Raw genomic sequence first — 12,203 nt, 5'->3', positions numbered from 1 at the left:
GGGTACGGGGGCTTTGCGAAACATGGATGTTTCGCAAGAGCCCCCAAGGATGGGTTCACGGCGCCCCCCGTACCCCCGCCACCGCCGGCCCATCACTCGTAAACGATCAAACGAGGGCCTTTAAACGTCAGCCCAACCGCGCCAGCACAGCGTCAGTAGCCTGCGTAGTCGAAACAGCCTGGCCCTTGGCCGCCAGATCCGCAGTAAACACGCCATCATCCAACGCCGCATGCACAGCGGCTTCAACGGCGGCCGCTTCGGCTTCCAACCCCAACGAATGGCGCAGCAGCATCGCGGCGCTGAAGATCGTGGCGTACGGGTTGGCAATGCCCTTGCCGGCGATATCCGGCGCCGACCCGTGGATCGGCTCGTAGATCCCGACCGCGCCAGGCTCACCCAGCGACGCCGACGGCAGCAGGCCCAGCGAACCTGCCAGCATCGAGGCCTCATCGGTGAGGATGTCGCCGAACATGTTCTCGGTCACGATCACGTCGTACTCGCGCGGCTTGGCCAGCAGGTGCATGGCCATCGAATCCACCAGCTGGTGCTCCAGCGCGATCTCCGGGAATTCCTCGCGGCCGATCCGCGCCGCCACGTCACGCCACAGGCGCGAAGTTTCCAGCACGTTGGCCTTGTCTACTGAAGTGACCTTGCCCCGACGCTGCCGTGCCAGCCGGAACGCACTGCGCATCACCCGCTCGATCTCGCCCACGCTGTAGCTGCACAGATCGCTGGCGGTGTCCGCCGTGCGCGTCTTCTCACCGAAGTAGATGCCGCCCGTGAGCTCGCGCACCACCACGAAGTCCACGCCCTCCAGCAGCTCCGCCTTGATCGGCGACGCGCCCAGCGCGGCCGGGTGGGTACGCACCGGCCGCAGGTTGGCATACAGTCCAAGCGCCTTGCGGATTGCCAGCAGGCCCTGTTCCGGGCGCACCTTCGCGTTCGGGTCGGACCACTTCGGGCCGCCCACCGCGCCCAGCAGGATCGCATCGGCCTGGCGGCAGGCTTCCAGCGTGGCCGCCGGCAGCGGCTCGCCGTGGCGGTCGATGGCGATGCCACCGATATCGTGTTCGCTGAAACCAAAGGTGTGGCCAAAACGTTCGGCCACCGCGCCCAGTACCGCAACCGCGGCCGCGGCGACTTCCGGACCGATGCCATCACCGGGCAATACGACAATCTCAGCGTGCATGTTCACTCTCGTAACGTTCAATGTCAGGGGTACGACCCAACAGATACCCCAACTGGTCCACGCCTTCCAGCAGGCAGGTCTGCGAGAAGCCGTCCAGCGGGAAGGAATACACCCGGCCATCGGGCGTGCGCAGCTCGCGCGCGGCGATGTCCACGGTCAATGCATCGTCCGGGCGCTGCATCAGCGTCTGCACGTCGGCTTCGTCGAGCACGATCGGCAGCAAGCCGTTCTTCAGCGCATTGCCGCGGAAGATGTCGGCGATTTCACTGCTCACGATCGCGCGCAGGCCCAGGTCGGCCAATGCCCACGGCGCGTGTTCGCGCGAGGAGCCGCAGCCGAAGTTGCGCCCGGCCAGCAGGATGCTGCGCCCGGCGTTGTTCGGCTGATTGAACGCGAAGCCCGGGTTCGGGCTGCCATCGGCCTGCCAGCGCCAGTCGTTGAACGCGTGCTTGCCCAGCCCGGCGCGTTCGGTGGTGGACAGGAACCGCGCCGGAATGATCTGGTCGGTGTCGATGTTGGTCTCGCGCAGCACCACGCTGGTCGAGGTCAGGCTACGGAAGCCGCTCATCAGGCCACCTCCTGGCTTGCATACAGTTCACGTGGATCGGCCACCCGGCCGTTCACCGCTGCCCAGCCGGCCGTCATCGGCGAGGCCAGCAGCGTGCGCGAGCCCGGGCCCTGGCGGCCTTCGAAATTGCGGTTGCTGGTGCTCACCGCCAGCTGGCCGGGGGCGACCAGGTCGCCGTTCATCGCGATGCACATCGAACAGCCCGGCTCGCGCCATTCGGCACCGGCCTCGCGCACGATGGCGTCGATGCCTTCGGCTTCGGCCTGGCGCTTGACGATCTCCGAACCCGGCACCACCAGCATGCGCACGCCCGTGGCAACGCGCCGGCCCTGCAGCACCTGCGCCACTTCGCGCATGTCGCTCAGCCGGCCGTTGGTGCACGAGCCGACGAACACCACGTCCACCGGCGTACCCGCCAGGGTCTGCCCGGCGCGGAAGTGCATGTAGTCCAGGCCCTTCTGGTCGGCCGCGTCGTTGGCGGCCGGGATCGGCGCGTCCACCGCGATGGCCGTGCCCGGATGCGTACCCCAGGTCAGCGTCGGGCGGATGTCGGCCGCATCGATGTGGACTTCCACGTCGAAGCGCGCGCCGGCGTCGCTGCGCAGCTGCTTCCACTGCGCCACGGCGATGTCGAACTCCACGCCCTTGGGGCCGCGCGGGGTGTTGGCCACCCAGTCGAAGGTGACCTGGTCCGGCGCGACCATGCCGGCGCGGGCGCCGGCTTCGATCGACATGTTGCACAGGGTCATGCGCTGCTCCATGTCCATCGCGGTGATCGCGCTGCCACGGAATTCCAGCACATGGCCGGTGCCGCCGTTGACCCCGATCACCCCGATGATGTGCAGCACCACGTCCTTGGCGCCGACGCCCGGCGCCAATGCGCCATCGACGGTGATCGCCATGGTCCTGGCCTTGCGCTGCAGCAGGCACTGGGTGGCCAGTACGTGGCCCACTTCGCTGGTGCCGATACCGAACGCCAGCGCGCCGAACGCGCCGTGGGTGGAGGTGTGGCTGTCGCCGCACACGATGGTCATGCCCGGCTGGGTGAAGCCCTGCTCGGGTGCGATCACGTGCACGATGCCGCGGTTGGCCGACTGCAGGTCGAACAGCTCGATACCGTGCTCGGCGCAGTTGCGCGCCAGCATCGCCACCTGTGCTTCCGAAGCGGCGCTGGCATACGGCAGCTTGCCGTCGGCGCCGGCCGGCAGGGTCGGGGTGGAGTGATCCATGGTGGCCTTGGTCCGGTCCGGGCGACGCGGCGACAGGCCGCGCTCGCGCAGTTCGGTGAACGCCTGCGGCGAGGTCACTTCGTGGATCAGGTGCAGGTCGATGTACAGCACGGCGGGCGCGCTGTCCGATTCGGGCACGACCACGTGGGCGTCCCACAGTTTGTCGTACAGGGTGCGGGGAGCTGGGGTCATGGAATGGCCTTGCTGTGGTTCATGTGACGATAGGGCGGTTCGGGTCGGTCAGGAAGTGCGCAGCCGCGCCTCGAAGCGCAGCCGCACGTAATCGGCGGTCCACTGGCCATGCGCATCGCGCTGGGTCGGGGCCAGCAGCGCCACGGTGTCGTCGAGCACGCGCTGGCGCTGGCGGGCATCCAGGCCGGCCAGGAACGGCGAGGCGAAGGTGCGCAGCCAACCCTGCATGCCGGTGGGCAGCACGGTCGGGCGCGCCAGGCATTCGATATGGCGCACCTGGAAGCCGTGCGCGCGCAGGCGGTCGGCGTACTCGTCCTCGTTGGGGAAGTACCACGGGAACGCCGGCACCGCATGGCCGTTGCTGCACAGCGCCGCCTGCAGCGCGCTGGTGATGGTGGCCACGTTGCCCTGGCCGCCCATCTCGGCGACGAAGCGGCCGCCGGGGCGCAGCGCACGGCGCACGCCGTCGATCACCTTGTCCGGTTCGCGCATCCAGTGCAGCGCGGCGTTGCTGAACACCGCATCGAAGCGGCGCTCGAAGGTCATCGCATGGGCGTCCATCAGCAGCGCGTCGATGCCGCGGGCGCGCGCGCCGCCGATCAGCTCGGGCGAGCTGTCCACGCCGGTCACATGCGCACCGCTCAGTGCCAGGTCGAAGCTCAGCACGCCATCGCCGCAGCCCAGGTCGAGGATCCGCTCGCCGCGCTGCGGGTCGAGCAGGCGCGCCACCGCACCGCCGAGCAGCGGCACGAAGCCGGCGTCGATGGCGTAGTCGTGCGCGTTCCAGTGCTGGGAAGCGTCGGCGGTGTAGGGGCTGTCGAAGGCACTCATGCGTGGGTTCCTCAGGCGGCGGCGGTGGCCGCGGGTTGTTCGGCGTTGGCCTGGCGCTGGCGCAGCAGGCGGTTGGCCACGTCCAGCCAGGCCAGGGCCGAGGCTTCGATGATGTCGCGGCTGGTGCCGGTGCCTTCGTACTCCACGCCGTCGTGGCGCACGCTCAGGTTGGCTTCTCCGCGCGCGTCGGCACCGATGCCCACGCTGTGCACGTGGTAGCTGTCCAGCATCAGCTGCACGCCGGTGGCGGCGGCCAGCGCGCCGAACAGCGCGTCCACCGGGCCATCGCCCTGCGCGGTTTCGGCCACGCGGTTGCCGTCCGGGTCCGACAGTTCGACCAGTGCGTTGGCGCGGCTGCCCACGTCGCTGATGGTCATCGAGGCCAGGCGGTAGCCGTTCTGGGTGGAGCTGCCCTGCATCAATACCTGCAGGTCGGCGTCGGTGACCACGCGCTGCTGCTCGCACAGGGTCTTGAACTGCTCGAACACCAGCTTCAGCTCTTCTTCCTCCAGCCAGAAGCCCAGTGCACGCAGGCGCGCTTCCACCGCCGCGCGGCCGCTGTGGCGGCCCAGCACCATCTGCGAGTTCTCCCAGCCCACGTCTTCCGGGCGCATGATTTCGTAGGTGCCGCGGTGGCGCAGCATGCCGTGCTGGTGGATGCCCGATTCATGCGCGAAGGCATTGGCGCCCACGATCGCCTTGTTGCGCTGCACCGGCATGCCGACCAGGCGCTGCAGCAGCTGCGAGGTGGACACGATGCGCGGGGTGTTGATCCGGGTGTCTTCTTCGTAGAAGGCGTTGCGTACCTTCAATACCATGGCCAGCTCTTCCAGCGAGCAGTTGCCGGCGCGCTCGCCGATGCCGTTGATGGTGCACTCCACCTGGCGGGCGCCGCCTTCGATGGCCGCCAGCGAATTGGCCACGGCCAGGCCCAGGTCGTTGTGGCAGTGGGTGCTGAAGATGATGCGGTCGCTGTCGGGCACCCCGGCGATCACCCGCTGGAACATGCCGCGGATCTCTTCGGGGGTGGTGAAGCCCACGGTGTCGGGCAGGTTGATGGTGGTGGCGCCGGCGGCGACGGCCACGCGGGCCACTTCGATCAGGAAGTCTTCCTCGGTGCGGGTGGCATCTTCGGCCGAGAACTCCACATCGTCGATGTAGCTGCGCGCCAGGCTCACGTGCTTGTGCACCGATTCCAGCACCTGCTCACGGCTCATCCGCAGCTTGTGCTCGCGGTGCAGCGGGCTGGTGGACAGGAACACGTGCAGGCGCGCGTTGGCGGCCGCGTCCAGGGCCTTGGCCGAGGTCTCGATGTCGGCGGCCAGGCAGCGCGACAGCACGGCCAGGGTCGGGCGGCGCACTTCGCGGCCGATCATCGCCATCGCGTCGCGGTCGGACTGCGAGCTGGCCGGGAAGCCGGTTTCGATGATGTCCACGCCCAGCTCGTCGAGCGCGCGTGCCATCACCAGCTTCTGCTGCGGGCTCATGCTGCAGCCGGGCGATTGCTCGCCGTCACGCAGGGTGGTGTCGAAAATTCGAATTCGGGGGGAGTTGGGCGTGGTCACCAGGAGGTCTCCTCGACGGCAAGGTCGGATGGCAAGGCAGGGGAAGGAAGGACGATGGAATTCGGGGGTGGCGCGAGCACGGTCGGTAGCGGTGGCCGTGTTCGCTCGCTGGCGCGGCGGCGCGGTTTGCGCGGCGGGCGCGGGCGGATGTCGGACAGCAGCTGGGCCAGCACCATCGCATCGATGTTGCCGCCGGAGACCACCGCGCACTTGCGCTTGCCGGCCACGCGGCGGCCGGCGGCCAGCGCCAGCGCGCCGGCGCCTTCGGCGATGATGTGTTCTTCCAGTGCCAGCCGCACCAGGGTTTCGCGCAGCTCGGCTTCGCGCACGATCACCACGTCGTCCAGCAGTGCACTGCACAGGCGGCGGGTCAGGGTGCCGGGGATCTTCACTTTCACGCCGTCGGCCAGGGTGGCCACCGGGGCGATCTCGCGCGTGTCGCCGCGGATCGCACGGGCCATCGAATCCACGCCCTCGACCTGGGCGCCCACGATGCGCACGCCCTGCGACTTCAGCGCCAGCGCCACGCCGGAGGCCAGCCCGCCACCGCCGATCGGCACGATCACCACGTCCGGTGCATGCGCGGCCAGTTCGATGCCCAGCGTGCCCTGGCCGGCGATCACGTCCGGATCGTCGAAGGCGGACAGGAAGCGGTAGCCGTGCTGGTCGGCCAGGGCGCGCGCGAAGGCGTAGGCCTCGTCATAGCTGTTGCCGTGCTGGCGCACGGTCGCGCCCCAGTGCGCGACGCCGGCGATCTTGGTGGCCGGGGCGCCGTGCGGCATCACCGTGATGGCCGGGATATCCAGCCGGTAGGCGGACCACGCCACGCCCTGGGCGTGGTTGCCGGCCGAGGCGCAGATCACCGGGCGGTCATCGCCGCGCTCGCGCCCGGCCAGCAGCGCGTTCAATGCGCCGCGCACCTTGTACGAGCCGGTGCGCTGCAGGTTTTCCAGTTTCAGCCAGGTGCCGAACCGCTCCGCATAATGCAGTGGCGTGGGCGGCAGGAACCGGCGCAGCCGCGCCTGCGCGGCCAGCACGTCGGCGACGCTTACATCGCCTACTTCCGATTCCTGCGGGGCACGGCTAGCCGGCATGACCACCCCGGTGCCTGCGGCGGCCATCGGGTAGAGCCACGCCCTGCGTGGCTGCGCGGACCAACAGGTCCTCCGGAAGAAGACCCCTCCGTACCGGCACCGGAACCACGGCGCGGGCGTTCATACGGTTACTCCAGTACCCGGCTCCAGCGCGCTGATCCGCACCGAAACACAGTCATAGATCTTCTCGATCTGGCGGCACAGCGTCTCCGGCGGACGGGTGCTGTCCACCACCAGCTGCAGGTGCCAGCGGCCATCGTCGGCCGCATTGGGCGCACCCACGATCGCGCGCGGCGCGAAGCCACGGCGTTCGGCCATGCCGATCACGCGCAGCAGCGCGCCTTCGGCCGGAACCAGCACCAGGTCAAGCCGGTATTGCATGGGGGAACTCCTGGGGCTGATGGGCGGGGTTGCTTTCCAGCATCGTGCTGTTGGCGTTGTTGGGCGGCACCAGCGGCCAGACGTTGGCGCGGGCATCGATGGCCACGTGCAGCAGCGCCGGGCCGGGCTCGGCCAGCAGCGCGGCCAGGCCGCCTTCGACGTCGTCGCGGTTTTCAATGCGGGTGGCCGGAATGCCGAACACCTTGGCCAGCGCGGCGAAGTCCGGGTTGTCGGACAGGTCGATCTCGCTGTAGCGCTCGGCGAAGAACAGTTCCTGCCACTGGCGGACCATGCCCAGCGAGCTGTTGTCCAGCAGCACGATCTTCACCGGCAGGCGGCAGCGGGCGATGGTGGCCAGCTCCTGCACGTTCATCATGAAGCTGCCGTCGCCGGAGACCAGCACCACGGTGCGGTCGGGGCAGGCGAACTGCGCGCCCATCGCGGCCGGCAGGCCGAAGCCCATGGTGCCCAGCGCACCGCTGGTCAGGTGGTTGCGCGGGTGGTTGAAGCGGCAATGCTGGGCCACCCACATCTGGTGCTGGCCGACATCGCAGGCAATGATCGCGTCGGCCGGGGCCACTTCGCTCAGGCGCTTCAGCAGCGCCGGGGCATAGATGTGCGCGCCCGGTGCGTCGTAGCGTGCGGCGAAGCGCTCGCGGTGCCCGGCGCAGCGTTTGCGCCACGCCTCCTGCGATGCGGCTGCGCGCGGCAGGGCTGCGGTCAGCGCACGCAGTGCGGTGCCGACGTTGCCCGGCACCGCCACATCGGCGGTACGCAGCTTGGAAATCTCATACGCGTCGGCATCGATATGGATGACGCGGGCGAACGGGGCGAACTCGTTCAACTTGCCGGTGGCGCGGTCGTCGAAGCGCGCGCCGACCACTACCAGCAGGTCGCTCTCCTGCACGGCCATGTTGGCCGCGCGGGTGCCGTGCATGCCCAGCATGCCCAGGTAATGCGGGTGCTGCGCCGGCAGCCCACCCAGGCCGCGCAGGGTCAGCACGGTGGGAATGGCGGTGGCGTCGACGAAGGCACGGAAGTCCTCCACCGCATCGCCCAGGGCCACGCCGCCGCCGGCATAGACCACCGGCTTCTCGGCGGCCTGGATCGCGGCGATGGCATCGGCCAGCGCGGCGTCGGCCGGGGCCACCGGCGGGTTGACCGTTTCCGGCACGTGCGCGGGCAGGTGGCTGGCGTCGGCGATCTGTACATCCTTGGGCAGGTCGATCAGCACCGGACCCGGGCGGCCTTCGCGTGCAATGCGGAAGGCCTCGCGGACGATGCGCGGCAGGTCGTCGACCGAGCGCACCAGCCAGCTGTGCTTGACGATCGGCAGGGTCAGCCCGAACACGTCCAGTTCCTGGAACGCGTCGGTGCCCAGCAGCGGGGTGGCGACCTGGCCGGTGATGCAGACCATCGGCACCGAATCCAGCATGGCATCGGCGATGCCGGTGACCAGGTTGGAGGCGCCCGGGCCGGAGGTGGCCACGCAGACGCCAACGCGGCCGCTGGCGCGGGCATAGCCGTTGGCGGCCAGCGCCGCGCCCTGTTCGTGGCGCACCAGGATGTGCTTCAGCCCTGAATCCACCAGGGCGTCGTAGAAGGGCATGATGGTGCCGCCCGGATAGCCGAACAGCGTATCGACGCCCTCGGCTTCCAGGGCCTGCGTCAACCAGCGTGCGCCGTTGCGGGGCGCGGTGCTGTGTGCGGAGGTGTTCATGCGGTGACCTTTGCGAAAGCGGTGGGGGAGCCGCGCGGTTACGCGGCTTGACTTTGCAACCAGACCATCTTGGCGCGCAGTTCCTTGCCTACCTTCTCGATCGGGTGTTCCAGGTCGGCCTGCTTGAACTTGTTGTAGTTCGGCAGGCCCGCTTCGTATTCGGCCACCCAGTTCTTGGTGAACGTGCCGTCCTGGATGTCGGCCAGCACCGCCTTCATGCGCTCCTTGGTGCCGGCGTCGATCACCCGCGGGCCGCTCACGTAATCGCCGTACTGCGCGGTTTCGGAGATGAATTCCAGCATGCGGGTGATGCCGCCTTCGTAGAACAGGTCCACGATCAGCTTCAGTTCGTGCAGTACTTCGTAATAGGCGATTTCCGGCTGGTAGCCGGCTTCCACCAGCGTTTCAAAGCCGGCCTGGACCAGTGCCGAGGCGCCGCCACACAACACGGCCTGCTCGCCGAACAGGTCGGTTTCGGTTTCTTCCTTGAAGGTGGTCTGGATCAGGTTGGCGCGTGCGCCACCCAAGCCGGCGGCATACGCCAGGGCGTACTCGGCGGCCTTGCCGCTGCGGTCCTGGTAAACCGCCCAGATGCACGGCACGCCACGGCCGATTTCGTATTCGCGGCGGACCAGCGCGCCCGGGCCCTTCGGTGCAACCAGCACCACGTCCAGGTCATCGCGCGGGGCGATCATGTTGAAGTGCACGTTCAGGCCGTGGGCGAACAGCAGCACCGCGCCCTGTTTCATGTTCGGCGCCAGCACGTCTTCGTAGAGCTTCTTCTGCACCATGTCCGGGGTCAGCACGGCGACCAGGTCCGCATCCTTCACCGCCTCGGCCGGTGCCTTCACGGTGAAGCCGTCGGCCTGTGCCTTGACCTCGGTCGGGCCGCCCGGACGCAGGCCGATGACCACGTCGAAACCGGATTCACGCAGGTTCAGTGCGTGGGCGCGGCCCTGGCTGCCGTAGCCGACAACAGCGATCTTGATCTGGGGCAGGTCGTTGGTGCTCATGGGGGAGGTCCTTTGGAGGAAGAAATCGGAGGGTTCTGAAACGAAAAAACCCGCACCAGGGTGGGTGCGGGTTTTGATGGATACCTGGCAGTTCTACTTACACGCCGGTCCGTCCCGCACCTGTTGGTTGGGTAATAAGTACGAGGACAAGAAGCGAACGGATGGAGGCCGCGCCGGGACCGGCGTGCTCGATGGATTCGCGAATGGGCGTGTGGCGCTGCAACATGTGATCGAGAAAACCACAGCGGTTTTGCCGCTGTCAACCGTGTTTCGACAATTTCCAACGGTTTCGGCTGTATCCAGCGCAAAGCCCCGCCGTATAAGGATGGTTGCGCGTGAAAGCGTTCCGGTGAACCCCAATTCAAGTATTGAAGCCCGGTTTCTGCGCGGATATGGCTGTCGTGGATGACCCCGCCGATGACGCTGTACATGACCATTGTCGGATGTGCGCAACAGGCCCCAACCGCCACCATCGAAGGCTTGCCACCCCTCCAGGAAACCCACTCCGTGACCCGACCCCTTGCCCGTGCCGTGTTGGCCGCCGCGCTGTTGTGCGCCCTGCCGATGCTGTCTTCTGCCGCCGACCGGGTTACCGGGCATGGCTTTGCCACCCGCTCGGAAGTGATCGCCCCGCACGCGATGGCGGCCACCTCGCAGCCGCTGGCCACCCAGATCGCGCTGGATGTGATGAAGGGCGGCGGCTCGGCGGTGGATGCGGCGATTGCCGCCAATGCCGCGCTGGGGCTGATGGAGCCCACCGGCAATGGCGTGGGCGGGGACCTGTTCGCGATCGTGTGGGATCCCAAGACCCAGAAGCTGTACGGCTACAACGGCTCGGGCCGTTCGCCGAAGTCGCTGACCCTGGCCGAGTTCCAGCGCCGGGGGCTGAAGGACATTCCGGCCACCGGCCCGCTGCCGGTGTCGGTGCCGGGCGCGGTGGATGGCTGGTTCGCGCTGCACGACCGCTTCGGCCGCAAGCCGATGGCCGACAACCTGGCGCCGGCGATCCGCTATGCGCGCGAGGGCCATCCGGTGGCGGAAGTGATCGCCTACTACTGGGACCGTTCGGTGCCCAAGCTGTCGCAGTACCCGGGCTTCAAGGAGCAGTTCACGATCAACGGCCATGCGCCGCGCAAGGGTGAGCTGTGGAAGAACCCGAACCTGGCCAACACGCTGGAGCAGATCGCGCAGGGCGGCCGCGATGCGTTCTACAAGGGCGACATTGCGCGCACGATCGGCACGTACTTCAAGGCCAACGGCGGTTACCTGAGCTACGACGACATGGCCAGCCACCACGGCGAGTGGGTGGAGCCGGTGAGCAGCAACTACCGGGGCTATGACGTGTGGGAGCTGCCGCCGAACAGCCAGGGCATCGCAGCGCTGCAGATCCTGAACGTGCTGGAGGGGTATGACTTCTCGAAGATTCCGTTCGGTTCGCCGGAGCACGTGCACCTGTTCGTGGAGGCCAAGAAGCTGGCGTTCGCGGACCGTGCGCGCTTCTACACCGATCCGGCGTTCCAGCCGGCGCCGGTGGCCAAGCTGGTGTCGAAGGAATACGCGGCCGAGCGCCGCAAGCTGATCTCGATGGACAAGGCGTTGCGCGAGGTGCAGCCGGGCACGCCGAAGCAGCTGGAAGAAGGCGACACGATCTACATGACGGTGGCCGATGCAGACGGGATGATGGTGTCGCTGATCCAGTCCAACTACCGGGGCATGGGCAGCGGCATGGCGCCGCCGGGGCTGGGCTTCATCCTGCAGGATCGCGGCGAGATGTTCGTGCTGCGCAAGGACCACCCCAATGGCTATGCGCCGGGCAAGCGTCCGTTCCAGACCATCATTCCGGGCTTCGTGACCAAGGACGGCAAGCCGTGGATGAGCTTTGGCGTGATGGGCGGTGCGATGCAGCCGCAGGGCCACGCGCAGATCGTGATGAACCTGGTGGACTTCGGCATGAACCTGCAGGAAGCCGGCGATGCGCCGCGCATCCAGCATGAAGGGTCGACCGAGCCGACCGGGCAGGCCACGGCGATGAGCGACGGCGGCGAGGTGAACCTGGAAACCGGCTATCCGTATGAGACGGTGCGCGCGCTGATGCGCAAGGGCCACCGCGTGACGTTCGCCGATGGTCCGTACGGTGGGTACCAGGCGATCATGCGCGACCCGGAAACCGGTGTGTATTACGGCGCTTCGGAAAGCCGCAAGGATGGGCAGGCAGCGGGGTACTGATCGGTACTGTATCGCCTGGCTGCCGGACGTTCCTGTAGAGCCACGCCCTGCGTGGCTGCTTCATGCATCGGGGCGAACAGCCTTTGGTTTTCGCATGGCCTGAGCTGGGCCGGCGGGTGCGGGGGTACGGGGGGCGCCGTGAACCCATCCATGGGGGCTCTTGCGAAACATCCATGTTTCGCAAAGCCCCCGTAC

Annotated in this window: 11 protein-coding genes; 2 read left to right on the top strand and 9 right to left on the bottom strand. The window is 68.0% G+C overall.

The window, feature by feature from the left end:
* Positions 1-127: 127 nt before the first annotated feature.
* The 9 genes from leuB to ilvC form a co-directional block, all read right to left on the bottom strand.
* Entirely contained in the window at positions 128-1,189 is a 1,062-nt protein-coding gene (gene leuB, locus QMX79_RS17065) for a 3-isopropylmalate dehydrogenase (protein WP_282247797.1), read from the bottom strand.
* The gene (leuD, locus tag QMX79_RS17060; RefSeq protein ID WP_282247796.1) at positions 1,179-1,757 is read right to left on the bottom strand and encodes a 3-isopropylmalate dehydratase small subunit; all 579 of its coding nucleotides are present in this window, start codon (positions 1,755-1,757) and stop codon (positions 1,179-1,181) included. Before leuD ends, leuB begins: the two co-directional genes overlap by 11 nt.
* Positions 1,757-3,178: a 3-isopropylmalate dehydratase large subunit gene (leuC, locus tag QMX79_RS17055; RefSeq protein WP_282247795.1), complete on the bottom strand. Its 1,422-nt coding sequence runs from the start codon at positions 3,176-3,178 to the stop codon at positions 1,757-1,759. Before leuC ends, leuD begins: the two co-directional genes overlap by 1 nt.
* A gap of 48 nt (positions 3,179-3,226) precedes the next feature.
* Positions 3,227-4,009: a class I SAM-dependent methyltransferase gene (locus QMX79_RS17050; protein WP_282247794.1), complete on the bottom strand. Its 783-nt coding sequence runs from the start codon at positions 4,007-4,009 to the stop codon at positions 3,227-3,229.
* Positions 4,010-4,020: 11 nt separating this feature from the next.
* A complete protein-coding gene (locus QMX79_RS17045; protein ID WP_282247798.1) occupies positions 4,021-5,577 on the bottom strand; it encodes a 2-isopropylmalate synthase in 1,557 nt (518 codons plus the stop codon).
* Entirely contained in the window at positions 5,571-6,668 is a 1,098-nt protein-coding gene (locus tag QMX79_RS17040; RefSeq protein WP_282247793.1) for a threonine dehydratase, read from the bottom strand. The genes QMX79_RS17045 and QMX79_RS17040 overlap by 7 nt, the downstream gene beginning before the upstream one ends.
* A gap of 120 nt (positions 6,669-6,788) precedes the next feature.
* Positions 6,789-7,049 (bottom strand): ACT domain-containing protein, encoded by a 261-nt coding sequence (locus tag QMX79_RS17035; RefSeq protein ID WP_068853936.1) that lies wholly within the window; start codon positions 7,047-7,049, stop codon positions 6,789-6,791.
* Positions 7,033-8,769, bottom strand: a complete 1,737-nt coding sequence (gene ilvG, locus QMX79_RS17030) for an acetolactate synthase 2 catalytic subunit (RefSeq protein ID WP_282247792.1) — start codon at positions 8,767-8,769, stop codon at positions 7,033-7,035. Before ilvG ends, QMX79_RS17035 begins: the two co-directional genes overlap by 17 nt.
* A gap of 38 nt (positions 8,770-8,807) precedes the next feature.
* Positions 8,808-9,782, bottom strand: a complete 975-nt coding sequence (ilvC, locus tag QMX79_RS17025; RefSeq protein ID WP_093533610.1) for a ketol-acid reductoisomerase — start codon at positions 9,780-9,782, stop codon at positions 8,808-8,810.
* A 76-nt stretch (positions 9,783-9,858) separates the two neighbouring features.
* On the opposite strand from ilvC, the gene QMX79_RS17020 reads away from it, so the two are divergent.
* Complete coding sequence (locus QMX79_RS17020; RefSeq protein ID WP_282247791.1) at positions 9,859-10,191, top strand: hypothetical protein; 333 nt, start codon at positions 9,859-9,861, stop codon at positions 10,189-10,191.
* Positions 10,192-10,289: 98 nt separating this feature from the next.
* Positions 10,290-12,008, top strand: coding sequence for a gamma-glutamyltransferase (ggt, locus tag QMX79_RS17015; RefSeq protein ID WP_282247790.1), 1,719 nt, complete (start codon positions 10,290-10,292; stop codon positions 12,006-12,008).
* Positions 12,009-12,203 lie beyond the last annotated feature (195 nt).

Source organism: Stenotrophomonas sp. PS02300, assembly GCF_029959395.1.
Classification (GTDB): Bacteria; Pseudomonadota; Gammaproteobacteria; order Xanthomonadales; family Xanthomonadaceae; genus Stenotrophomonas; species Stenotrophomonas maltophilia_AD.
Note: the sequence above shows the minus strand (reverse complement) of the source record. Positions and strands in the feature narration are given on the sequence as shown.

Bases quoted from the DNA above. Each gene is read 5' to 3' on its own strand.
- leuB (WP_282247797.1), bottom strand. From the start codon at position 1,189: ATGCACGCTGAGATTGTCGTATTGCCCGGTGATGGCATCGGTCCGGAA.
- leuD (WP_282247796.1), bottom strand. From the start codon at position 1,757: ATGAGCGGCTTCCGTAGCCTGACCTCGACCAGCGTGGTGCTGCGCGAG.
- leuC (WP_282247795.1), bottom strand. From the start codon at position 3,178: ATGACCCCAGCTCCCCGCACCCTGTACGACAAACTGTGGGACGCCCAC.
- QMX79_RS17050 (WP_282247794.1), bottom strand. From the start codon at position 4,009: ATGAGTGCCTTCGACAGCCCCTACACCGCCGACGCTTCCCAGCACTGG.
- QMX79_RS17040 (WP_282247793.1), bottom strand. From the start codon at position 6,668: ATGCCGGCTAGCCGTGCCCCGCAGGAATCGGAAGTAGGCGATGTAAGC.
- QMX79_RS17035 (WP_068853936.1), bottom strand. From the start codon at position 7,049: ATGCAATACCGGCTTGACCTGGTGCTGGTTCCGGCCGAAGGCGCGCTG.
- ilvG (WP_282247792.1), bottom strand. From the start codon at position 8,769: ATGAACACCTCCGCACACAGCACCGCGCCCCGCAACGGCGCACGCTGG.
- ilvC (WP_093533610.1), bottom strand. From the start codon at position 9,782: ATGAGCACCAACGACCTGCCCCAGATCAAGATCGCTGTTGTCGGCTAC.
- QMX79_RS17020 (WP_282247791.1), top strand. From the start codon at position 9,859: ATGGATACCTGGCAGTTCTACTTACACGCCGGTCCGTCCCGCACCTGT.